The 22,911-nt window shown below is 64.7% G+C and carries 15 protein-coding genes; 11 read left to right on the top strand and 4 right to left on the bottom strand.

What is annotated here, in order from left to right:
- The first annotated feature begins 14 nt into the window (after positions 1-14).
- The 9 genes from J3U87_RS02710 to J3U87_RS02750 all read left to right on the top strand — a co-directional run bounded on the left by J3U87_RS02710 (position 15) and on the right by J3U87_RS02750 (position 16,173).
- Positions 15-4,682: an N-acetylmuramoyl-L-alanine amidase gene (locus J3U87_RS02710; RefSeq protein WP_237381488.1), complete on the top strand. Its 4,668-nt coding sequence runs from the start codon at positions 15-17 to the stop codon at positions 4,680-4,682.
- Positions 4,683-4,718: 36 nt separating this feature from the next.
- Positions 4,719-5,780 (top strand): hypothetical protein, encoded by a 1,062-nt coding sequence (locus tag J3U87_RS02715; protein ID WP_237381489.1) that lies wholly within the window; start codon positions 4,719-4,721, stop codon positions 5,778-5,780.
- Positions 5,777-6,424 carry a hypothetical protein gene (locus tag J3U87_RS02720; RefSeq protein ID WP_237381490.1) on the top strand — a complete coding sequence of 216 codons (648 nt, stop codon included), beginning with the start codon at positions 5,777-5,779 and terminating at the stop codon, positions 6,422-6,424. Before J3U87_RS02715 ends, J3U87_RS02720 begins: the two co-directional genes overlap by 4 nt.
- Positions 6,425-6,458: 34 nt before the next feature.
- Positions 6,459-6,854 carry a PAAR domain-containing protein gene (locus tag J3U87_RS02725; RefSeq protein ID WP_237381491.1) on the top strand — a complete coding sequence of 132 codons (396 nt, stop codon included), beginning with the start codon at positions 6,459-6,461 and terminating at the stop codon, positions 6,852-6,854.
- 10 nt (positions 6,855-6,864) lie between these two features.
- Positions 6,865-7,338, top strand: coding sequence for a hypothetical protein (locus J3U87_RS02730; protein ID WP_237381492.1), 474 nt, complete (start codon positions 6,865-6,867; stop codon positions 7,336-7,338).
- Positions 7,335-9,050, top strand: coding sequence for a baseplate J/gp47 family protein (locus tag J3U87_RS02735; RefSeq protein WP_237381493.1), 1,716 nt, complete (start codon positions 7,335-7,337; stop codon positions 9,048-9,050). Before J3U87_RS02730 ends, J3U87_RS02735 begins: the two co-directional genes overlap by 4 nt.
- Positions 9,047-11,833 carry a ligand-binding sensor domain-containing protein gene (locus J3U87_RS02740; protein ID WP_237381494.1) on the top strand — a complete coding sequence of 929 codons (2,787 nt, stop codon included), beginning with the start codon at positions 9,047-9,049 and terminating at the stop codon, positions 11,831-11,833. Before J3U87_RS02735 ends, J3U87_RS02740 begins: the two co-directional genes overlap by 4 nt.
- A 64-nt stretch (positions 11,834-11,897) precedes the next feature.
- A complete protein-coding gene (locus J3U87_RS02745; RefSeq protein ID WP_237381495.1) occupies positions 11,898-13,418 on the top strand; it encodes a hypothetical protein in 1,521 nt (506 codons plus the stop codon).
- Between the two features lie 1,087 nt (positions 13,419-14,505).
- Positions 14,506-16,173 (top strand): hypothetical protein, encoded by a 1,668-nt coding sequence (locus J3U87_RS02750; RefSeq protein ID WP_237381496.1) that lies wholly within the window; start codon positions 14,506-14,508, stop codon positions 16,171-16,173.
- Positions 16,174-16,258: 85 nt separating this feature from the next.
- On the opposite strand, the gene J3U87_RS02755 is transcribed toward J3U87_RS02750, so the two are convergent.
- Positions 16,259-17,536: an alpha/beta hydrolase gene (locus J3U87_RS02755; protein ID WP_237381497.1), complete on the bottom strand. Its 1,278-nt coding sequence runs from the start codon at positions 17,534-17,536 to the stop codon at positions 16,259-16,261.
- A 366-nt stretch (positions 17,537-17,902) separates the two neighbouring features.
- Here J3U87_RS02755 and J3U87_RS02760 point away from each other — a divergent pair, with 366 nt between their 5' ends.
- Positions 17,903-19,003: a sensor histidine kinase gene (locus tag J3U87_RS02760; protein ID WP_237381498.1), complete on the top strand. Its 1,101-nt coding sequence runs from the start codon at positions 17,903-17,905 to the stop codon at positions 19,001-19,003.
- Positions 18,996-19,736: a LytR/AlgR family response regulator transcription factor gene (locus J3U87_RS02765; RefSeq protein WP_237381499.1), complete on the top strand. Its 741-nt coding sequence runs from the start codon at positions 18,996-18,998 to the stop codon at positions 19,734-19,736. Before J3U87_RS02760 ends, J3U87_RS02765 begins: the two co-directional genes overlap by 8 nt.
- Before the next feature lie 1,216 nt (positions 19,737-20,952).
- On the opposite strand, the gene J3U87_RS02770 is transcribed toward J3U87_RS02765, so the two are convergent.
- From J3U87_RS02770 to J3U87_RS02780, 3 genes are all read right to left on the bottom strand, one after another.
- On the bottom strand, positions 20,953-21,429 hold the full coding sequence (locus J3U87_RS02770) for a TlpA family protein disulfide reductase (protein ID WP_237381500.1): 477 nt from the start codon (positions 21,427-21,429) through the stop codon (positions 20,953-20,955).
- Positions 21,430-21,501: 72 nt separating this feature from the next.
- On the bottom strand, positions 21,502-22,647 hold the full coding sequence (locus J3U87_RS02775) for a DUF3570 domain-containing protein (protein ID WP_237381501.1): 1,146 nt from the start codon (positions 22,645-22,647) through the stop codon (positions 21,502-21,504).
- The gene (locus J3U87_RS02780) at positions 22,638-22,856 is read right to left on the bottom strand and encodes a DUF4266 domain-containing protein (RefSeq protein ID WP_237381502.1); all 219 of its coding nucleotides are present in this window, start codon (positions 22,854-22,856) and stop codon (positions 22,638-22,640) included. Before J3U87_RS02780 ends, J3U87_RS02775 begins: the two co-directional genes overlap by 10 nt.
- Between the last annotated feature and the right edge of the window lie 55 nt (positions 22,857-22,911).

Raw genomic sequence — 22,911 nt, forward strand, 5'->3', positions numbered from 1 at the left:
TGTGGAGGTTGCCCATGCCGCTTAAGGACATGCCCGTGGGTTACGCCACCAGCACCTGGTGCGCGCCGGAGTTCCCGGCCACCGCCCGCTACATCTGCGACAGCCTGTTTATCGAGGGCCAGATCGGCCCGCTCTTCGTGTCCTGCACTTGGCCCAGCGGCAGCGGCCGGCTGACCTTGAAATTGGCTCCGGTCTCCGACTCCACTTCGGGTCGCGTGCTCTTCAAGGGTGCCGACGGCCAACCCGACACCGACACCATGGCGCTCGACGGCGATTTCGTGGGCTTGATCGAGCTGAACCCGACCGTGCGGACCGACGGCGACGAGCCCGATGTGCTGCTGACCGCGCATATCGCCCAGGACGAGTGGGAGGTGTTCCACCTGAGCGTGAAGGCCGCCACGGATACCTTCCCGAGCACGGTCATTCGCGCTGCGGACGGCACCTCCGACCCGCCGCCGATCCTGTTCTTCGGCGCGGGTCCCCGGCTCAAGGCGATCGCGACTCCCGGCGGCGAAGGTACCTGGCGTTGGGTCTCGGCGACACCGCACCTGGTGTTCACGGGTAGGGGAGACGACTCGGACACCGTGACCCTGATGGGTTCCGGCCAGGAGTCCGGCACCGCCGTCATTTGTGTGTATTTCCAACCGGAAGACGAGGACCAGCCCGGTGACATGGCCGTCTACCGCGCGCCCTTCCTGCGCGCCGATCTGAAATGGACGCGGGATGTCGCGCGCATTGCCGACACCGAAATCCAGAGTGGCGATCTGATCGAAATGACCTTCACCATGGATCGACCGCCCTTCTGGCTGAACGACCAGAGCCCCTTCGCCTTTTTCGTGGCGGACCACCAGCACCTGCTCGGCACCGACGACGCCCAAATCGTGGCGCGCCACACGGCGGCGTTCGGAGCCGTGTCCGGGTTCCTGGAGAATCACCAGCAGGAGGTTCACGTTCACCGGTTGGCGGATGGCGAGGCGCCGCTGCAGGCGGTGGCGGCCTTCAAGCGCGTCTATGCGGGCGACTTCCACCAGCGTTTCCTGATTCTGGAAGCCTCCACGCCGCAGCCGCGGCTCACGGTCATCGGCTGGTGGGGGACGGCCGTGCTCGGCGGTGCCGGCGAGACCTACACCGATTTCCTGTTCGCGGTCAAAGACCGGTTCACCGCGCGCCTGCCCGCCACGCGCATGCTGTTGGTGCTGAGCCAGGCGGTGACGCCCTCGCCGGTGCCCGAAAACGTCTTCTTGGAGCTGCGCGGCGCTTTGCACGACGCCTATCCGTTCCGCGCTTCGACCGCGGAGCCCGTGAGCGGGGCTCGATTGGTGGCCGGTGGTGACGCGGTGAGTGCCGCCGACGGGACCTTCACCCTGACCGGCCGTTTCAAACTGGGCACCCAAAAGCTGGTGATCGAACGGTTGGGCATCGTGCGGTTGGAGTTGGACCTCCAGATCGGCGAGGCTCAGGGTCAAGTGGAGCTGCGGCTGAGCGAGCCGGGCAGCGGTGCCGTCGTGGTCCAACAGACCCGCGCCAAGGAGAGCGACCCCGAACGCGCCACCGGTTTCGATCTGGATCCGATCCCGGTGACGGTCCACAAAGTTCGCGGGATCCTGCGCTGGCCGGACAGCCGGGAGAACACCCAGACCTACCCGGGCACCCCGTTGGCCGGCAAGCGCGTCTACGCCGTGCCGCTGGCGGAGGGGGCGACCGGTGCCCAGCGTCCCGCCGATACCAAGGCCTGGGCCGACCTGGCCGCGCGGACCGATCTGCTCGCGTCCGTGCAACCGGGAACCAACACCGTCGATGATGAGGGCGAGACCCATACAGCCGACGACGGCGCCTATGAACTGAAATACCTCGACCTAAGCCCGGGCAAGCGCTGGTTCCTGTGGGGCGCGGGACCCGTCGAGCCCGAGGGTCCGGACGTGCCCGAGTTCGCGGTTCGCACCGAGCACCATGAATTGCGGGCCATCTCCGGCGCCAATTTCAACGATTCCGGGAAGTTCAGCAACGTCTTCGATACCTGGTACCAAATCGTGCTGCACCGCTATTACCTCAGCGACGCCACCGCCGGTATTGGTTGGGGTGGGGAAGTGCTGGTCAGTTCGCGACCCGCCAATGCGGACCCCGCCACACCGCCGGTGATCTTGCGGCCCGGCGCCCAGCCGGAAACGCGGGACGCCATCGACGGGGAGACACCCAGCGGCATCCAATTGACCCTGGACGCCATCCAGTGGCAGGTCGGCGACTGCGATCTGCACCTGCTGCCGCTGGCGCCCATCTTCGGCGCACCGGACCGCCAGTCCGCCTATGCCCGCGAGGTTCGCGAACGGTTCCGCGCCGAGCTGGACGTGCGTTTCTTCCGCGACCTGGCGGTCTTGGGCACACCCACCAATGGCTCCGAATCCTGGCCCTTCTTTCACGGCGCGCGGGAATACGTGCTCGATGCCCGCAAGATCGAACGCGGCATCGACCTGGGGTCCGGCACCTGGGAAGACACCACCGCCACCTTGCGCCAGGTGGAACTGCTGGAAAAAACGCGCATGTTCTCGCCGGCCATCACCGTTCCGACCGAAGAGATCACGGCCAACGGCCCGGCCGGCGCCCAACCGCTGTGGCACTTCGACACGGTCACCCTGGCCGACCTGGCCAGCGTGCACACGACGCCCGCCGAGGAAGCCGACCGAACCAAACGCGCGCTCTACGGTCAGTTCGTGCCGCTGCTGTCGGCGCCGGTTCCTCATTTATTGGCGGTCCTGGGCGGCCGCGTCCTGCTGATGCCCGGCCACGGTTTCCTGAACGACAACAGTGTGGCCCGCGACGTGGTCACGGATTGGGCCTCCACCCGCGGTTCCCCCATCTACGGGGCCTTGGAGGACAACAGCGACGCCGACATGTCGGCCCGCGTGATGGCGGTACTCGAGGCTTCCGGGATGGAGGCCCACAACGTACGCGAGGTGCGCGATCTCCAACGACCCGGTGTCACCTTCCGTGCGACCGACACCTTCGTCGTCGGCACCCTTTTCGGCTTTCCTCGGTTGTACCAACAGAACCCGGTTTATTTCCTGGGCGCCGATAACTCGCCGGTCGTGATCGGTACGGGGCTGGGGAACCCTGCCAGTGGCGGGCACGAGGACAAGGGCATTGTCGCCCGACGCAACCTGGCGGCCCACCTGGAGAACAACCAACAGGAACTGGACATGATCCTGGCGATCCACACCAACGCCAACAATGGCACCGCGCGCGGGATCTCCCGCTTCTGGTTGCAGCGCCGGGCCACGCCCAGCAGTACCGCCGAAACCAACACTCTGGGCATGAACTTCGCCGACCTGGTTCAATTGCGGTTGCACGAGCGCATCCGGCTTCGCAGCCGGGCGAGCACCAGCCGAAAAAGCGACTCCGACATACGCGAAACCCAGCCCAATTTCCACCAGACCATCTCGGGAACTTTCATCGCCGTCGATACCAACCCCGGCGGCGGTGGCTGGAGTAGGGCATTGATCACCAACCCTTTTCCGGTCGCTCTGCTCGAAGTCGGGTTCCACAACAACGAGCAGGACGGTCGGATGCTTTCGCGCCGGTGGTTCAAGCGGCGCGCCGGTGAGGCGATGGCGATCGCGATGGCGGAAACCTATCGTGACTTCCGAACCGCTGTGAGTAAACTGAAGTTCCAGAACCTGATGCGGCGCGTTTGGGGCCGGACTCCCGCCGTGGAGGCGGTGCTGGCCGCCGACGCGGCCGACGCCGGCGATGCCGTCTCGGAGCAGGAGATTCGGGATTTCCTCGAAGCGGTGACCGGCATCGCCACCACCCGCAGCGGCGCCCTGCTGGCTACGGCCACCGAGGCCATCGAGGACGCCCGCAACGGGCTGACCCGCAACCAATTCGTCACGGCACTTCGCGACACCTTCGCCCGCGTGGCCGGCTATCCCTCCGGGCATGCGTCGATCGAGGCCAACGTGTTGCAAACGCTGGCCTTCGACACGCCGCTCGCCAACCTGGCTCGAGCCGATTTCGCGATCACCCGGGGTGAGGCGGCCGCGATGGTCGCCACCGGGTTCGGCCTCTCCCCGGCCAACCTGGACACGATGATCGCGCGTGCGTTCGGCTCCGCCGAAGACCTGAACGTCGACCAGGAAACCTTGGATTTCGTGGGAGGCTTGCTCACGGTTTCCACGGCGATGCCGGATGTCGCGCAGACGCGCCAACGCTTTGGCGGTCAAGCCCTGATGGCCGAACTCGGCGGTGCGGCCGAACCGGAAAAATACCTCGCGGCGCGGGATGCCCGCGACCTGCTGCTGGGCGTGGCGATTCAGCCGCGTCAGGCGATTTACCAGGCCTCGGCCGTGCGCCTCGTGACCGAAACCGGCGAGGCGCTGCCCCGCGCGGTCGGTGGCGCGTACGCCCTACGTCCCGGCACTGGGGTTCGGGTCGAGGTCCCGACGATCGGCGTGCCCTGGTTCGCCGATGCCGGTTCGGTTCGATTCACTTTCGCCACGGACGGAGATACCCCGACCGAGGTGAGCTCCGACCAGGTGACGCGCAACCTGCTGACTTCCGAGGTGTGGAACTTCGAACCCGAGGGCATCGCCGCACCCGTCCTGACGGTGGAGGTCCAGTTCACCGGCACGGGTGATACACCCGAAATCTTTCGCTCTCAACGCTTCCCGCTGGCGCTCGTCCTGTGAACCCGTCCGCGATCCATCCCGCAAAGGAACGGTGACATGCTTCCTTTTTTCGACAGTCCACCTCGCACTCAATATCGCCGGCCCGCGTGCCAGTTGGCCTTCGATGGCGGTTTCGAAGGCGACAGCTTGACCGCGGTGCGCATCGCGCGGGGCTTGGGTGACGCGGTGGACTACGTGGAGCTGTCGTTGGGACCCTCGCCGCCCGCGGGCTTGCTTTCCTTCGGGTCCGCCGAACCCGAGCTGGGCGAAACCTGCACGGTGTCGCTGGGCTACGCCGACGGGGAGATGGAAACCGTGTTCACCGGATGGATCGACCGCATTTCGAAAAGTTTGGACGGCGGCACGCGGATTGGCCTGGCCAACGGTGGTGCGCGCCTGGCGCGGCTGCGGGTGGAGGCTTCCTACTACGGCGAGACCGCCGGTGGGATCGTGACGGCACTGGCGGGCGAGGGCGGCATCGACACCGGCACGGTGGAGGACGGCCTGTCGTTGCCGGCGTACGTGGTCGATGGGGGACGGTCGGCCTGGAGCCATTGTGCCGAGCTGGCCACGCGCCACGGATTCCTGCTCTACCTGGACTCGGAGGACGTGCTGCATTTCCGCGAGCCGCCGGAGGAACCGGCCGAGATCGCCTTCTCTTACGGTGTCGATCTGATATCCGCCCGGGCGAGCAGCGCGTCGCCCCATCCTGTCGGGATTCGGGCAACCGGCGAGGGAGCCGCCGGCAGCCAGGGCACCAACGCCTGGAACTGGCTGGTCAAGGACCCCGGCGGTGTGCGTGCCGAAATGGGTGAGGCGCCCTTCGTGCCCATCGACGACGGTGCCCTGCGCTCCGGGGAATCCTGCGAGACGGTGGCCACGAACCGGTTGAATCGCGCGACCGCGGGCGCCGATCGCCTGCGGGCCACGGTGCCGGGGACCGCGGCTCTGGGACCGGGTGTGTTGGTCGAAATTCTCGAGGCGCCGTCCGAGTCCCTCAACGGTGTCTTCCTGATTCACGCCGTGCAACACCGGTTCGACGTGCGGCGCGGGTTCGTCTCCGTCATCGACGGGGTGCGGGCCGGCGCCTCGGATTCGTTGCTGGGAGGTCTGTTTTGAGTTCGGATCTTTTTCACACGATTCGTCAGATCGTGCGCCAGGAGATGGCGCGTTACCGCAGCGCCGAACTGGCCGTGGTCCAGGAGATCCATCCCCACGCGGACGAGGGCGACGAGGACAACTACGCCTGCACCGTGGTGTTGCGTAACTCGGGCATCGTGCTGGAACGCGTGCCCGTCGCCACCGCGCGGCCCGGCCTGGCCGCCATTCCGCCGTCCGGCAGCCTGGTCCTGGTTCACTTCCTCGGCGGTGACGTCAACGCGCCCGTCATTCAGGGCGCCTTCTACAACGACGAAGACCGGCCCCCGCCGAACGCCGACGGTCAGTGGGTCCTGCACCTGCCCCTGGGCGCCGCCGAGGACGAGGCCGTCCAGGCGGTGGTCTCCAGCGGTGAGGCGCGTTCCCTGTCGCTGAAGCTGGGAGCCGGTCTCGAAATCGATCTCCAGGACGACGATCCGGTGGTTCGGCTGCTGGTGGACGGCGACAAGGTCACCCTCCAGATCGACCGCGACGGCACGGTCAACCTGGAAACCCAGAGCGAGCTGAAGATCAAGGCCGACAGCGTGACGATGGAAGGCACCAACATCGAAATCAATGCCGACACGGAACTGATTCTTCGGGGCGGTGTGGTCAACATCAACTGAGGTCCCCGAACCAAAACCCGCACAGGAGCCCGCCATGAGCCAACCGGCAGCCAAGCAAGACGATCTCGTACAAGCCCAGGACACCCACATCCAAATGGTCCCCTCGCCGGGCGGGCCGGTCGCGACGCCGCTGCCCAGCCCGTTCTCGGGTCCGTTGAACGCGGGGCTCAGTGGAGACGTCAACATCGAGGGCAAGCCGGCGGCGATCCAGGGTTGCAGCGCCGACAACGATCCACCGCATGTGCCCGACCAGGGCCCTTTCCAGACGGAGCCCAGCAACAAGGCCACCGTGATCGCAGGCAGCGCCACGGTCAACATCAACGGCGTGCCGGCCGTGCGCAACGGCGACACCGCCATGACCTGCAACGATCCGGTCGACCTGCCGATCGGCACGGTGGTCGCCGCCGGCACCGTGAACATCGGTGGATGAGGAGGACGGCGTGGCACGAGACGAGCACCTTCTGCGCGACATCGAAATCCGCGTGACGCACCGCGACTTCCGGCCGGTCTACCACATCGCGGAGACCACCCGGACGCGGCCCGATCCCGAGACCGGGCGACCGGCGCGGCTGCTGGACCTGGGCACCGTTTCGGGTCGAACCAACCTGGCGCAGGCCGTGATCGTGCGGCTGTTGACGCCGCGCGGAGAGCTGGCGGCCCTGGGTCACCCCGAATTCGGTTCGCGCCTGCACGAAATCATCGGCAACCGCAACAGCGAGACCGTGCGCCACCTGGCCCGGCTCTACATTCTGGAATCCCTGCAACGCGAGCCCCGCATCGAGGAAGTGACCGCGCTCCGGATCAGCGCCCACCCCGACATCCGCGATCGCATCGACGTCGAACTCGCCGTGCGGCCCGTTCAAAGCCGCGACACCGTGTCCATCGGACCCTTCACCCTGAGGTTGACCCCATGAGTTTTCGCCGCCGCACCTATCCCGAAGTCCTGGAGAACCTGTTGACTGCGATGACCCGTGGCGTCGCCGCCGAGTCCCACGGCTTCCCGCCCGAGCACGACCCCGGTGACGGAACCTGGCACCACCACCTGCTCAAGCCCGAGGTGGCCCACGTGGTTTCGGTGCACGGCGCGGTTCACGGGGAGCCCCACCGCTTCGGCGAGGGCACCGATTACGAGCTGGTCGATAGCCGAACCCTGGTCTGGACCGGCAAGGGCGCCTTGCCCGATCGCGGCACCCTGTTCCAGGTGTGCTATTACCCGCAAACCGCCCTGCCGGTGTTGACCGATCTGCAGACCGGCAGTGTGGTGCGCACCATCAACGAAACGGTGGCGCTCGAGGTGGCGCGACTCTACGCGCAACTGGAGGCGGTCTACCACGCCGGGTTCATCGATCACGCCGCCGGTGCCGAGCTGGAGAAGGTCGTGGCCCTGTTGGGCGTCGCCCGCATTCCGGAAGGGCGCGCCACCGGTGACCTGTTGTTCACTCGGGCACGGGGCACCACCGGGAACATCACGATTTCCGCCGGGACCCGCGTCATCACGGAGGACGGTCGCGTCGAATACGAAACGGTCGGTGCGGCCACCATGGCGGCCGGCCAGAGCGGCATTCGCGTGGAGGCGCGCGACCTGGAGACCAACGAGGGCCTGCCGGCCGACAGCCTGACGGTGCTGCCGGCGCCGATCGAGGGCATCGCCGGCGTGACCAACCCGGAGCCCACCACCGGTTCGACGCGTGCCGAAACCGATGGCGAACTGCGCACGCGCGCCAAGCATTTCCTGCACGGCAGTGAACGGGCCACGTTGGGCGCGCTGCACCAGGTGTTCGCCCGCCAGGGGGTCAAGGCCGAAATCGAGGAAGACACCGGCGAGCCCGGCCTGGTGCGGGTGATTCCGTTCGGGGAACACATCGATCCCGATACCTATCAACGCCTGGTCACGGCGGTCGCCGAGGTGCGTCCGGCGGGCATTCGGGTCGAGCTGGGCGAGGTCGTGGTCCCCCGTGCCGTCGACCTCAGCCTGTTGCTGACGACCGACGAGACCGCCACGGCCCAAACCCTGCGGAACCTGCAGGCCGCGGTACGCGATGCCGTGAAGGCCTACTTCGAGGAACTGCCGATTCGGGCGACCGGTAGCCTCAACCGCCTGACCGGCGCGATCCTGGCCGTCGACGGGGTGCAGGACGTGCGCATCGTGCGTGCCGATTGGGAGGTCGACGGCAGTGCGGTCAGCGTGCTCGACCGCCAGCAGGGCGTGTTGGCGATTCAAGGTTCGCCGACGCGGTTGGGCGAATTGAACATCGCCGATCCCAACCTACCCACGACGCTGGATGTGGTGATCGGCGTTCCGAATGGCACGACGCCACCCGATCCCGAGGCGCAAACCCAGGCACTGACGGCCGCGCTCACCGCGCTCAACGCGGCCAATGCCACGGAACAGCCGCCGGCATCGTCGGTGGGGTTCCTCGAACTCCTGCGCACCTTGGTTCTGCCGGACATCGTCGACATGAGTGCGGCCGACGAAACGACCATCCAACCCTATCGGGTGCGGTTCACGGTGGCGCAGGTCTCGGGCGTGACGCGCGTGCTCGTCGCCGGCGCCGACGCGTACGAATGGACCCCCTTCGAGCGGTTGACCCTGGGATTGGTCCAGTTGGAGGAAGTTACCGAATGAGCATCCACGAAGACCTGTTGGCTCGACTTCCCAGCCTGTATCGGCCGGAACCCGAACCGAACGACTGCGTCGGCCGGTTGTTTGCCGCGGTCGCTGCGGAGCTGGAGCAGGTGCGCTCGGAGCTGATGGGGTTGATGCAGGCCCACACCGTTCGCGACGCGGATCGCTACCGGTACCATCCCTACTTCCAACGGCAGCGGGAACTCGCCGGGCGCATCTCGCTGACGCCGGCCGATACCATCGATGTGCTGGATCCCGCGGGCTGGCGCGACACGCTGAGCCTCGCGCCAGGCATCGAGGCATCTGCACTGGTCGCCTTTCTGCGTGATGCGCTCGACGATCGAACCCGAGCCGAGATCGACCAGCCCGAAACGACCCCGACCCCTGCGCTGATTCGTCGCCTGCTGCGCGGATTGAACCGAGCCGTGCGTGGGCCCGTGATCTTCACCACGGAGCGTTTTTCGGGCATCGTCCTGCCCGCCGAACTTCGCGAACCCCTGCCGGCGGATGCCACCGCCGCCACCCGGATCCAGCGCAATCGCGAAGTGCTGATCGCGGCCTTCCCCGACTTGCTCGGCGTGCCCCGGACGGATCACGGGTACGTGGACGACCTGGGTCGCCTCGCCGCGGTGCTGGGCCTGACGCCGAGATTTCAACCCGCCGTTTTGCGCGAGACCGCCGAGGCGTTCCGTCACCGGGTCCGGCGCACGGTGGCGCTCTACCGCTTGGGGTTGGGGACCGTGCCGGCGTTGCGCCGCGCCGTACGCGCGACCCTGCCGGTGGCAGCGGGAGCCGCACCGGAGGCGCGCGACCGACGCTTCACGATCGAGGAGGGCGCACCTCTGGAACTCGGCGAGCACGAAGTCGCGACCGCCGGCGAACCGGCTGGCATGGTCGGGCCCCTGATGCGTTGGATCTCGACCAACGGCGGCAGTCGCGCCACCCGGCCGACGATCTACATCGAGGGCGTGGCGCCGCTTCTCGGTGAAGTGGAGCCCACCGAACATCCCGCGGTGGAGCGCTACGACGGTGACGACGACCTGCCGCCCGTCGCGGTCGCGTACCTGGGAACCGTTGCGCCGAACGAGGTGCTGCGCCTGTGTCCGGCCTACGATGCCTGGTTCCTGGGCGACGCGACGCTGCAGCGGGCTCGCAGCCAACAGAGCGCGCCCGACGCGGATCCCGATCCGTGGCGATGGGGGCCTCGCTCGGTCGTGGCGGATGCGCCTGTCGGAGCGCCGACGGCCTTCGCTCGTGGGGTCGACGGTGTGTTGTGGCTGGCGACCGACACCGGCGCGGGCGCCGAACTCTGGCGCTTCGATGGCCGCGACTGGCGCCTGGCGATCACGACGGCAGCACCGGTTCGCGACATGTGGATGGAAGCGGATGTGCTTTGGCTGGGGACCGATTCGGGGGCTTGGCTTCTGGATCCGTTCCCCGTGGGGGGTGCCTTTGCGGCGGAACTCGTGGCCGGGACCGAAACGCTGGTCGTACACGCGATCGTGCGGCGGGAATCCGTGACTTGGCTGGCCACCTCGCGTGGTCTGGGCCGCCTGCCCGATGGCGGTTCCTTCGCCTGGTTCGGCCTGGGACCCGATCTGCAATCGGAGCTGGCGGTGTTCACGGTCGCGTTCGACGCCAACGGCATGTTGTTCGCGGGAACGGCCTTGGGGCTGTTCCAGTATTGGCCCGACGGCGACCGCTGGGCCTTCCTGGCCGGCGGGGCCCGTTCGGATCAAAAGGACGACTGGCAACCTTTTTCGCCGGGAGCCCAGGAGCTTCCCGGCGACGAGGACCTGTTCCTTCCGGCCGTGCACGCCGTGCTCCGCGGCGATGACGGCTCGCTCTGGCTGGGCACCGAGGCCGGGCTTGCCCGTTACGCGGCGCTCGCCGTGCGCGGCACCACCTACGAAACCGTGTTGCAGGCCTTTCCCGAATTTGGCGATGGACCCGTGCGGGCCATGCGTCGCGACGAGCGCGGTCTGGTTTGGTTCTGTACCGAGCGCGGCGTCCTGGTCTTCGACGGTCAGGATTTCTGCCAGCCCGATCCCGACGGCGACATCTACGACTGGCTGCGGCTCGGTTCCCTGGACGACGATGTGGCGCTCGAAACGGCGCCGCGCGGTGTCTGGCGCTACGTCCGTGGTCCCGACGGGGGTTGGGAACGGCGCGAAGCCGAGGGATTCGCCCCGGTCGCCGTGGTGCCCGTGACCCGCGACTTCGACGCGATCCGCGACCTGCTGTTCGCGCCGGCGGTGTGGGCCGATTTGGGCGTTTGGCAGGATCAGCGATTCATCCACCAAGTCCCGGTGCCCGAAAGTGACCTGCGAGCCCGTTACAAACCCTCCGAAGACCGCATCGTCGACGGCGGTGTGCCCTTCATTCCCGAGCTGCCGCCCGGCACCAGCACCTGGCGTTACCTGCGTCACGAAGATCCCGAACCTCCCGAATACGAGGCCGGCACCGATCGGCCCGCCTGGACGGCGGAGGGCCGGCTGCTACCCGAGCCGTTGCGACCCGCGCCGGTGCCCGGTCGCTACGAAATCGGTCGGTACAGTCCCGATCCGGGTGGCACGGACTCGGTCTACGCCTTTGCGCCCGCGGCCAGGCTGCGGTTGCGCTGGCGCGAAAGCCGCGAGCTGACCGTGCTGGTGCGGCTGATGCGCCTGCGCCAAGACGAGGCCATCGATCCCGCGGTCATCGACGAGGTGCGCAAGGCCATTCGCGGCGTGCGGCCGTTGGGTGTGCATGTGGCCTTGGCCATCGAGGAGGTGTTGTCATGAGCTCGCCGAACCCGATTCTCGGCACCATCACCAAACCACAACCACCAGGACCCGGAGGTGCGTCATGGGCGATTTGAAAGATCGATTGGGAAACAAAAGCGACGGCCAACTGATTCGGGCCGGACATTGGAACGATTTGGTCGATGCGCTCGACGACCTGCTGGAGACGATCGACGGCCGGATTCAAGACGCGACGACCGAGGCGGTCAAGGAACTGGAAAACCGCTTGAGTGTGCCGCTCGGTGCCTTGCGCAACGATCTGGACGACATCATGGACCGCATGGATTTCATCGAACCGCAGGTCCATTCGCTCCAGGAACGGGTCCATGCCTTGACCCATTCCTTCCTCCGCCTGAACCTGCGCACCACCCGGCAACACTACAGCCTGGGCCAGCAGGCGGAGATCGAGATCGAGCTGCTGGGCTTCGATGGGAAACCGCATGCCTTCGAAGCCGAGGCGCGGCCCTGGGTCACGTTGCTCACCAGTTGGGGACAGTTCGTCACCACCGGCTCCTTCGACACGCGTGGCGGGGTGGGCGATCGCTCGCTCGTGATCCGCGTGGACGAGAAAGGGCGTGCCCGCGTGCGGCTGCGCGCGGACAACATCGAAGGGCTCAGCGGCGACGAGGAGCAGGAGGTGCGCGACATTCTGGACATCCGCCTCACCGGCCAAAAGAGTATCGGCGAAACCCTGCTCGCCGCTTCCACGGCCGCGGACGCCCCGCTCATCGAGGCCTTCACCAAGTTGACCGAATCCTACGACACGGCGCCGGGATTTCGGAAGTTCGTGGACATCTACTATCCCAATCCGCCGTTCCGAACCGGCCCGGTCACCCAGCCGCGTGCGCCGCAACGGTTCCGCGACTTCAACGCGACCCTGGTCGCGTTGGTCACCGACGACAACGACCCCACCACCGCCGATTTCTCCCGTGGATCGGCACCCTTGATGGTGACCTTCCGCGATTGGATCGGGCCCTTCATCGATTTGCGTTTCTTGCCGGACATTTCCGATCGGGCGGCGGAGCTGGCCGCGCGGTTGGGCAGGCGCATCGACCGCAACGACAACTTCGATGCGGCGGTGCTCAAGCTGAAGGACCTCACGCGCGAGCTGTTGGCCGACAAGGGGGTGGTGGGCCGCATCCGCCAATACCGTGCCCTGCGGGAGGCGTTCCTGCAGTTGGATGTGGCCGATCCGCCGCCGCACCTCGACAAGTTGCGCGACGCACTGGGCAATGCCGTGGCGATCGGCGAGTCGATGGAGGTGGCGCAGGTGCGTTCCGGCGAGCGGGGCGATAACGCCGCGCTCGACGTCTTCACCAATCAGGCGTTGTCCATCGATCGGGCCGGGAAGGATCTGGGTCGGGACGTGAACGACAAGGTCGACGGCTTCAAGAAAGATCTCGATGCCCTGACCGAAGCGACCAAGGGCGTCCAGACCCAGACCGAGGACGTTTCCCAGAGATTGGAAGCGGCCAACACCCTGTTCGGCGAACTGAACCGGCTCGACGTGGGTCGCATCGTCGACCAGACCAACCGGTTCCAGGTCCTGGAGGAAACCGTAAACCGCCTCCGCGTCGGCGGTTGAGATGCCATTCCCAACCGAAGCGACACGAACAGGCGTACCCGTATCCAAAGAGGGTCGAGAGGCCTGTAGGTGGAGCAGCCTGCTCCACCAAACGAAGGACGTCACCCAGGAGTCCCAGAATCCAGGAGAGGGTTGGGATGGCGGTAGGTTGGCCCGCTGGGCCGACACGCCGAAGCCGAGCCCGCGGGAGTCCCCGCCTCCCGAAGAGTGGTGCAAGGCCTGTAGGTGGAGCAGCCTGCTCCACCAAACGAAGGACGTCACCCAGGAGTCCCAGAATCCAGGAGAGGGTTGGGATGGCAGTAGGTTGGCCCGCTGGGCCGACACGCCGAAGCCGAGCCCGCGGGAGTCCCCGCATCCCGAAGAGTGGGGCAAGGCCTGTAGGTGGAGCAGCCTGCTCCACCAAACGAAGGACGTCACCCAGGAGTCCCAGAATCCAGGAGAGGGTTGGAATGGCAGTAGGTTGGCCCGCTGGGCCGACACGTCGAAGCCCACCCCATGGGAGTCCCCGCATCCCGAAGAGTGGGGCAAGGCCTGTAGGTGGAGCAGCCTGCTCCACCAAACGAAGGACGTCACCCAGGAGTCCCAGAATCCAGGAGAGGGTTGGGATGGCAGTAGGTTGGCCCGCTGGGCCGACACGCCGAAGCCGAGCCCGGGGGAGTCCCCGCATCCCGAAGAGTGGCGCAAGGCCTGTAGGTGGAGCAGCCTGCTCCACCAATCGAAGCGAGATCCGCCTCGGGCAATGTCAGGGCAAAAGAGCGAAGCCCCGGATTCCGGCCGTGAGGGAAAGCGGAGAAATCGACCCTATCCCGAATGGAGTCAAATGGAAAGCGAGTTGCTCGAAAGGGTTGAGCAAGCTGGCCTGGGCGGCCCCCACGCCTACAGGCACTTCACCGCTTACGAGGAACTTCGGCAGAGGGGAAGCACCGCCGACTCGGGAAAACAGCATCTCGAAGCGTGTCGTCTCGACATCACCGCATCCTCAGAGGGTCGCCCAGACCAATCTGCGTCACCAACGCAAGTCGAACCGACGAGCCTTTCCCCCGGCGAACAACCAAACCAAGTACCCCCACTCGCCTAGGAGGCAGCCATGACTTCCACGACCTTGCCCAATCTCGCGGAGCGATTGGCCGCCCTGGAGACCGCGCTCGCCGGCTTGCAGCGCACGCTGGAAGCCGATTGCCTGATCCGCTTGCGAGCCGACCGCGATGACGCCTTCCTGGGACAACCGGTGCGCCTGCGCGCCGAGGTGACCGGCCGCCTGGACGGCCGCCCCCGCGCCGGTGTGCCGGTGACGTTCGTGGCCGCCTGGGGTCACCTCGACGCCACCGATGGCAGCCGCCGCCGCGGCACCAGCCTGACCCGCACCACGCTGCCGGACGGCGTCGTCGAGGTCGTTCTCCACCCCCCCTTGCGGCAGCGTCTCGGTCCCGCGGAAGACGCCGCGTTGCAGGGCGCACTGGCGCGGCTCGACGGCATCGCACCGCGCCCGGATCCAGCCGGTGCGACGTTCGGTGCCCTGGTCCGCGATTACCAGTGGGATGTGAACAAGGCCTTGCGGCAGGCGGTGGACGCGTTTTTTGCCGAGTTCGTCGCGAACGAGGCCGGCGGGAAACCCGACGGGGCCCTGGGCGGGCTCTGGCCGACCTGGGAAACCTCGGTCACGGCCTACGCCCGCAACGGCGACGATCCCAACGGGCCCGCCCACGGCGCTTCGGTGTGGCATTTCGCCTTCAAGGATTGGCTGCGCCCCTGGCTGACCCGTTACCAGCGGGAGCTGGAGGCCGACAGCCGCTACGAAGCCGAATTGTCGCGCTTGCGGCAGGCCGGTGCGGACCTGTCCCTTCGCTTCGCGGGCATCGCCACCGCGACCCGCATTTTCGTGCAGCGCCAAGCCGGCCTCGCCGGGCGGTTCGTGGGGAACCAGGCCTCGGCACGGGTGCTCCACCGATTGGCCGACCTCGATGAGGACATCGATCCGGAATTTCGCAACGGCCTGCATGGGGCCGCCGAGGCGGTGGCGGTCGGCGGTCCGGCCGTGTTCGAGGGGCTTGGCCAGATCGGGCGATCGGGCAACGATCAGTTGACCCGGGCCGTGGACCGCCTGGAAACGGCGCTGGCCGACAAGGCCGATGCGGCGGCATTGAGCCAGGTGGATGCGCGGGTCGGGGACCTCGATCGAAGCTTGGCGGGCAAGGCCGAACAGGCCCAGTTCGCCCACTTTCAGAGACAGATCGGCGATCGTTTGAAGACCGTCGACACGCGGCTCGAAGCCAAGGTCGACCTGACCGAGTTTCGCGAGCTGGAAACCCGCGTCGACGGGCGCTTCGACGGGATTGGACGCGATCTGGGCAAGCGCGTGCTGGAGGAGCGGTTCCTCGAGGCCGGTGCGGAAACCGCCCAAAAACTCGAGAGCCTCTCGACCGCGATCAAGAAAAAGGCCGACAAGGGCAAGATGACCCAGTTGGCCGCCAAGGTGAGCGAAGTGCGGGAGCAGGTGGAAACCAAGGCCGACGTCGCGAGCCACCAGGCCTTGCGGCGCCTGATCGGGGAGAACCTCAACCAGTTGCAGCGTCGTGTCAGCGGCTACGACGTGATCGACGGCGACCGACTCCTGATCGACATCACGCCGATTCCCATCGGGCCGACCCCGATCGTGCCGCCGGGCGATGCACGGCCCGGGGAGGGCGGCGCGCCGGAGGTGGATCGCCCCGATGCGCCGACGGACGAAGACGACGATCGAGACCCGACCGGCTGAATCGGGTCTCCAGACCGCCGAACGGGGAGTCCCACACCGAAGTCGATCCGCGACGACGGGCCCGCCCTCCCGGTGGCAATTCCGGTCAGTGATGCGCTTTGGCCTTGCCGGTCAACGAGTTCAGCAGTTCCTGGTACTTGTCCAGGTGTGCGGCATCCCGTTGCTTGGCGAGCGCGACGGCCTTTTTCTGGGTCGAGATGGCTTCCTTGAACCGCTCGGCGACCTTCAGTGCCTTGGCCAAGGCCATATGGGCCTTGGGCGAATGCGGCCTGTACCCTGTCCATCGACGCAATACCTGAATCGCTTCTTCCACGCGGCCTTGGCGCAGAAGCCGTGTGCCGCTCGACCTCAGGCAGTCTCCGCTGTTCCAACGGTCGGCTTTGGGCAGCACCGTGAAACCGAGGTCTTGCGACAAGGCGCGATAGTGGGCGTCGATATGCTGGAGGGCGTTGCCTTTCTTTTTTTCCAACTCCTGGAAATTGACGGACCAACGCGCCTTCGGGTACATCATCTCTACGACTTTCAAAAAGCTGGGCAGCACGATGTCGTAGTGACCGGGATCGTCCACCAGCTCGGAGATATAGGTCAACTTCTTGGTGCCGTAGGGCGCCAGCTTTTGGTGGAGTTGTGCGAGATTGGTCTCGATTTCAGGCGCCCACACAGCGTCGGATTTGGTCGAGGCGACATACAGGATCGCGTCGCGTTCCGGTTCTTTCTCCATGCTGCGCACCATCTCGTCGATCAAGGTCTTTCCGGGTTCATAACCCATGCCCAGAAAGTCGCCCGCCGCAATGGCGACGTGTGCCTTGAACAGGCCGGGCTCCCGGCAGAAGGCGTGAAACACGTAGGCCGCCGTCGCCGAGGTACCGATGATGGTTCTGTGCCGGTTCGCGCGGTAGTGTTTTTTCAGGTAGGGAAACAGTTCCCGTCGAAAAAATGCGGTGAACTTTTCGGCGGGCCCATCGAAGGAAAAGCGCTCCCATTCCTTTGGCCAGAAGTTGCTCCCGTTCAGATAGTAGTTGGGCGCATAGTAATTGTCGGTGAACGTCGGGATACTCACGACGATCGAATCCGGCATTCGCTCCACCGAACCGAGATGGCGCACCGCCCCGGCAACGGGAAGAAAAAACTCGCCCTCCAGGAGCAGCACGACGGGATAGGTATGGTCGGGGGAGGCCTCGTGAAAACTTTCGGGGAGAAAGATGTCGAACGTTCTCGTCTCGTCGAGGACCTTCGATTCGAAGGTCACGCGTTGTGCGAATGTCAAAGGTGTCGGCTGGCCCACCACCGGATCCTGAGCGGCACAAAGGGTCCATGCGGCGAAACACAGGGGCAGAAAGGTGAAAAAGGGCTTGCGGATCATCGAAACCTCCCGGATGTCACGTGGTGAAGAACCCGAAACGACGCCCTTCCGAACCCGAACCCCGGGACGATCCCGAGGCCCGCTCGCGTGATCGTGCCACCGGCCAAGCTCGGGTGTCGCAGCGCGCTCGTTTCTGGATAGGCCTAGTCTACGGACTTGTTTTCCGGGAACCGGTAGGGGATGGGATGAACCGTTGGGCCAGGTGACGAACCGTTGGCTAGAGACGAGACTCTAAGGTAATGTCCTATCCATGTCAGCGGTGACTTCGGATTTCGACCGTTCTGTGGTGAATTGCCGCAGTTATCGGCGAAAGGGATGGAAACCCAGTTTCGACTTTTGCCGGCCAAGAGGACAGGCCAATCAGCCATGCACTATTTTTTGAGTAATCGAAACCTGTTGCGCGTCTGGATCGTGTTGGCCATCTCCTTCGTGGCCGTCGAATTTTCCGTGAACGCCCTGAATATCTACTTTTTCGGGAAGCCGGCGAACTGGTACAACGCCCTCGTCCAACCGCTCACGTACTTCCTGTGGATCTTGTTCGCACCCGCCGTGTTCAGCGCCTATCGCCGCGTACCCTTCGAGGGGAACCATCTCGCTTTTTTCGCCAAGCATTTCGCCATGGGTCTGTGCCTGTGCCTGTTGCACCGCGCCCTGGTCGAACTCGGGTTGGTGTCCGCGTTGACCTATGTCGATCCCGAAATGGGTCATCGCCTCAATCCCGTAAACAACCCGGACCTGTTTACCGTCCGGGTGGTGACGGGCGGGATGAGCAGCCTGTTCCTCTATGTCATCACCTTGGCCGTCGTGGTACTGCTATGGTTCGAGGGACGCCTGCGCGATGAAGCCGTGCGGCGTGCCGAGGCGGAAAAAGGAAAGGCGATCGCCGATCTCAGGGCTCTCAAAATGCAAATGCAGCCACACTTTTTATTCAATGCGTTCAACGGCTTGGCTTCGTTGATGGAAGAGGACGTGGCGGAAGCCCAGGACTACCTTGGTCGGCTCGGGGAGATGTTCCACTACACCTTGGATCACCAGAAAAAGGACATGGCGACGGTCGCGGAGGAGTTGGCCTTCGCCGAAAACTACCTTGCGATCCAATCGATGCGTTTTGGTGACCGCATCGCCTTCGATTTGGATATCGAAAAAGGAATCAGCACCGAGAAGCTGCCCACTTTGCTGTTTCAGCCCTTGATCGAGAACGCCGTCAAACACGGGGTTGCGGTATCCACGGGCAGGTGCGAGATCGAGATTCAAGCCAAACGAGATGGGAACCGGATGGCGCTCCGGGTGACCAACCGCTGCCAGGAGGACATTCCGGACAAGAATGTCGAGGGGCACGGGATTGGCCTGGCGAACCTCGAGGAACGACTCGACGTGCTCTACGGCGGCGATTTCGAGATGACCACGCAAAGGATCCATCGGGGTTTTGTGGTCCAAATCGTGTTACCGGTCTCGATCGATGAATAGCGTCTTGACGGCGTTGATCGTCGATGATGAACCGCTGGCCAGGAGCCGTATTCGCCGGTTGCTCCAAAAAGAGCCGGATGTGGTGGTCTGTGCGGAAAGTGGCAATGGCGACGAAGCGCTCAAGGCGCTGTTCGCACATCAACCGAACCTGATCTTTCTCGATATCGAAATGCCCGGACTGAACGGGTTCGACGTATTGCGCCAGATAACCCCGCCATTCGGACCCTTTTGCATCGTGGTCACGGCCTATCCTCAATATGCGATCAGGGCCTTCGAGTACGAAGCTCTCGATTATGTGCTCAAGCCCTTTCGCAACCAGCGGTTTTACGCGGCTTTGGAACGGGCGCGGCGCCATGTGGCGCTCAGGGAGCGACAGGCCGCGAATCCCGAGGGAAGCATGGTCGGCGAGCGCGATTCTCGAATCGCCATCGACCTGTATGGGAGCTCGATCTTTTTGGAGCCGCCCTGTATTCAATGGATTCAGGCCGATGGGAACTATGTGAAAATCCGCGCTTTGGACTCGGTCTACTATAAGAGGGCGACGCTATTCGATATGGAGAAGAAGCTCCAACCCGCGGGATTTGTCCGCGTCCATCGATCGACGTTGTTGAATCGGAACTTTGTCGCACACCTCAAGTACTTGGGCAACAACGAATTCGAAATCAACATGAGCGATGGCAGGAGCTTTCGTTCCGGCCGCACCTACAAAACCAACGCGCAATCGCTTCTTTAGGCATGTCGGGATGTTCCCGGCATGACTACAGAATTTGGAACGGTGGTCACGTCGAGTACCGGCAAAAGATCCGAGGCGAGTCTCAAAACAAGCCGCCTTGGAGTGCCCGAATGCCGAGAGATGTGTGGTGCCCGGTAGGTTCATCCGCCGGATGAACTTGTCGAAGCGACACCGTCTCGAAGTGCCCGAATGCTTCGAGAGTCGGCTCGGCAGTTGGTTGGGCACGGTCGGTATGGCCGCTGGCTCGGCACTTCGAAGCGGCCCAGGCTTCGTGAGATCGAGTGGTAGAAGAGCGAAGTAGATAAGTCGGTCCTCTGGATCTCTCGATGATCGATTTCAATCCGTGCTGGGTCACTTCGATTGGTTGAGTGCGGCCTTACGCCCTTCTCGGGATGCGGGGACTTAGCGACTTCGCTGGGGGGCGGTGAGGGGAGTGATCGGCTGCGCTCTTTGGGGTTGCGCTACGTCGGCGCAGGGTTCGCTTCGATGGGTTCACCAAGCTGGTGAACCTACAGGCTTAACGCCTCTCTTTGGATGCGGGGACTTTGGACTTTGCGGCTTCTGATTGGGGGCGTGAGGGAGATTCTGTGCTTCGCTCTTTGGCGCAATGGATTGCTGTTGCTTGGGTTGCTTCGACGCGTCGGCCCAGCGGGCCAACCTACAGGCATAACGCCTCTCTTTGGATGCGGGGACTTTGGACTCTGCGGCTTCGCTGGGGGGCGGTGAGGGGAGTGATCGGCTGCGCTCTTTGGGGTTGCGTTACGTCGGCGCAGGGTTCGCTTCGATGGGTTCACCAAGCTGGTGAACCTACAGGCTTAACGCCTCTCTTTGGATGCGGGGACTTTGGACTTTGCGGCTTCCGATTGGGGGCGTGAGGGAGATTCTGTGCTTCGCTCTTTGGCGCAATGGATTGCTGTTGCTTGGGTTGCTTCGACGCGTCGGCCCAGCGGGCCAACCTACTGGCTTAACGCCTCTCTTTGGATGCGGGGACTTTGGACTTAGCGGCTTCACTGGGGGGCGGTAGGGGGAGTGATCGGTTGCGCTCTTTGGGGTTGCGCTACGTCGGCGCAGGGTTCGCTTCGATTGGTTCACCAAGCTGGTGAACCTACAGGCGTAACGCCCCTCTCGGGATGCGGGGACTTTGGACTTTGCGACTTCGCGGGGGTTTTTTCTGGGGACCGAGCTGGGCGCCCCCGTTCGTCGTGACTCCCCCGCGTCAAGGCGAGGTCGACTCGCTCAGCTCGGCCAGCACCTTTCGCGTCTTCGCCCACTTCTTTTCGTCGAAGCCCACCTGCTGGTGGACCACCTTGCCCTGGGCGTCCAACACGAAGGTGGTCGGCATGCCCGGCGGCTGGAATTTTTCGGCCCAGACGTGGTTCGCGTCCCAAATCACCGGGACGCGCAAGCCGAGTTTCTTGACCAGTCGGTCGCGTCCCTTGCGGCTGTCGTCCTCGGAAACGACCAGCACCCGTACCTCCGGATGCCGATCCGCGTACTGCTGAAGGTGCGGCAAGGCCTTCCAACAGGGTTTGCACCAGGAGGCCGCGAAATCGACGATGGTGACCTTGCCGGTCAGCGCATCGGGCCCGTAGGCGGTGCCGTTCTGGTCCGTCGTGCGTTCCCCCGTGATGGCGATCGATCCGATTCCCAGCGACAACAGGGTCACCAACCAAAGGCTGACGGTTTTTCTCATGCTCGACTCCTTTTCCCGACAATCATTGAATCACGGAACTGGATGGCAGCGGGCGATGCCCGCTGCGCCACGTTACATATTAAACCCGAAACCGAACGACAGGTTGAAGGCGGTGAGCCCGTCGTCTCGGTCGTAGTAGGTCGCTCGGGCCTGGAACCGCTTGATGCGGGACCCGTTTAGCGGGGTTTGGTATCCCAGGCCGAACTTGATGCTGTCGAAGGTGCTCAAATCGCGGTCGGCCGTGTAGTATTCGGTCCCCGGAGTGAAGGTCTCCGGCAAGCCGAAGTAATTGCTGCCGTCCTGGCTGTGCCAGCGCAGGATCGGGTAGATCCAGCGCGGCCGCGTGCCTGGCAGCCGGAAGTGGGGCTCCAGTTCGATCGTGGTCGCGGTGATGTCCCAATCGTCGTCGTAATAGCGCGCGTATCCGCGCAGCACCACGCCGGGCGTGAAGGCGTGGTTCACACTGAAACGCAGCGCCGTGCGCGTGCGCGCATCGGGCAGGCGCTCCTGCACCCGTTCGCCCGTATTCAGAATGACTTCCTGGAACGGTGAACTCAACCAACCGCTCTGGTCACTGATCGAAAGTTCGACTATGCCGACGGTTTTGGGCGAGAATACATGAGACCACGAGAGCGACAGGTCGGTGGTTTCGCGGTCGCTGGTACCCTCCACCTGGCCGTCGATGTCGTACAGCTCCACCTCGTCCTGATAGCGGTTGAGCGCCAGGCCCAGGGTGTCGTTCTTGCCGTTCAGGTCCAGGCTCCAGTTGAACCCGCCGCTCAGGGAACGGTAGTCGTATTCCTTGGAAAACCCCAGGTTGCCGCCCCAGGTCTGGTTTCCGAAGGCTTTGCTGCCCGCGAAGGTCGCGAAGACCCGATTGTCCACACGGCTGGCACTGCTGATGTTGACCCCGTTCCGGTCCAGGTCGATGTTGTCGGTCGAGGCGGACGTGATGTTGTCCGCCCCGAGGCTGCCCGACAGGTCCCAGCCGGATCGGGTGGTGTATTTGACCAAGAACACCGGCGAGATGGATTGGAGCTCTTCGCTGCCGCGACCGCCGGTGACCGGTGAGTTGTCGCCGTCCTGGTCGTAGTAGCTCGCGAGAAAATCGATTTCGATGCCTTTGCCCGCGTCCTCGCTCTGGGCACTGAGGGGAAGCGCCGTGGCGAGCATCAGGCACAGCCACGGAAGCAGGCAGGTACGAGGGTTCACGAACATCCGCAACCTCCGCCCGATTTACCGCCGTTCCCGCCGGCGGCACCTTCCCGGTATACTTCCACATTGCGTTCGAAACGATGAATCATGCAGTCGTCCACCTGCATGGGATCGAGAGATAAGGTGCCTTTTTGCCAAGGCTTTACCTGGCTGCATGCAGCGCCGCTCAGCATGAGGAGCAAGGCTGCCAAGAACAGAAAACGCCGGTTCATCGAGTGTTCTCCTTTGTGATGGTGACGTTGGGTGTCTGAATGAATTCGCGTTCCG

The sequence above is a fragment of the Sulfidibacter corallicola genome (assembly GCF_017498545.1).
Taxonomy (GTDB): Bacteria; Acidobacteriota; Holophagae; order Acanthopleuribacterales; family Acanthopleuribacteraceae; genus Sulfidibacter; species Sulfidibacter corallicola.

Coding starts and splice junctions, on each gene's coding strand:
- J3U87_RS02750 (WP_237381496.1), top strand. CDS start 14,506: ATGACTTCCACGACCTTGCCCAATCTCGCGGAGCGATTGGCCGCCCTG.
- J3U87_RS02765 (WP_237381499.1), top strand. CDS start 18,996: ATGAATAGCGTCTTGACGGCGTTGATCGTCGATGATGAACCGCTGGCC.
- J3U87_RS02740 (WP_237381494.1), top strand. CDS start 9,047: ATGAGCATCCACGAAGACCTGTTGGCTCGACTTCCCAGCCTGTATCGG.
- J3U87_RS02770 (WP_237381500.1), bottom strand. CDS start 21,429: ATGAGAAAAACCGTCAGCCTTTGGTTGGTGACCCTGTTGTCGCTGGGA.
- J3U87_RS02725 (WP_237381491.1), top strand. CDS start 6,459: ATGAGCCAACCGGCAGCCAAGCAAGACGATCTCGTACAAGCCCAGGAC.
- J3U87_RS02780 (WP_237381502.1), bottom strand. CDS start 22,856: ATGAACCGGCGTTTTCTGTTCTTGGCAGCCTTGCTCCTCATGCTGAGC.
- J3U87_RS02710 (WP_237381488.1), top strand. CDS start 15: ATGCCGCTTAAGGACATGCCCGTGGGTTACGCCACCAGCACCTGGTGC.
- J3U87_RS02735 (WP_237381493.1), top strand. CDS start 7,335: ATGAGTTTTCGCCGCCGCACCTATCCCGAAGTCCTGGAGAACCTGTTG.
- J3U87_RS02760 (WP_237381498.1), top strand. CDS start 17,903: ATGCACTATTTTTTGAGTAATCGAAACCTGTTGCGCGTCTGGATCGTG.
- J3U87_RS02755 (WP_237381497.1), bottom strand. CDS start 17,536: ATGATCCGCAAGCCCTTTTTCACCTTTCTGCCCCTGTGTTTCGCCGCA.
- J3U87_RS02775 (WP_237381501.1), bottom strand. CDS start 22,647: ATGTTCGTGAACCCTCGTACCTGCCTGCTTCCGTGGCTGTGCCTGATG.
- J3U87_RS02715 (WP_237381489.1), top strand. CDS start 4,719: ATGCTTCCTTTTTTCGACAGTCCACCTCGCACTCAATATCGCCGGCCC.
- J3U87_RS02745 (WP_237381495.1), top strand. CDS start 11,898: ATGGGCGATTTGAAAGATCGATTGGGAAACAAAAGCGACGGCCAACTG.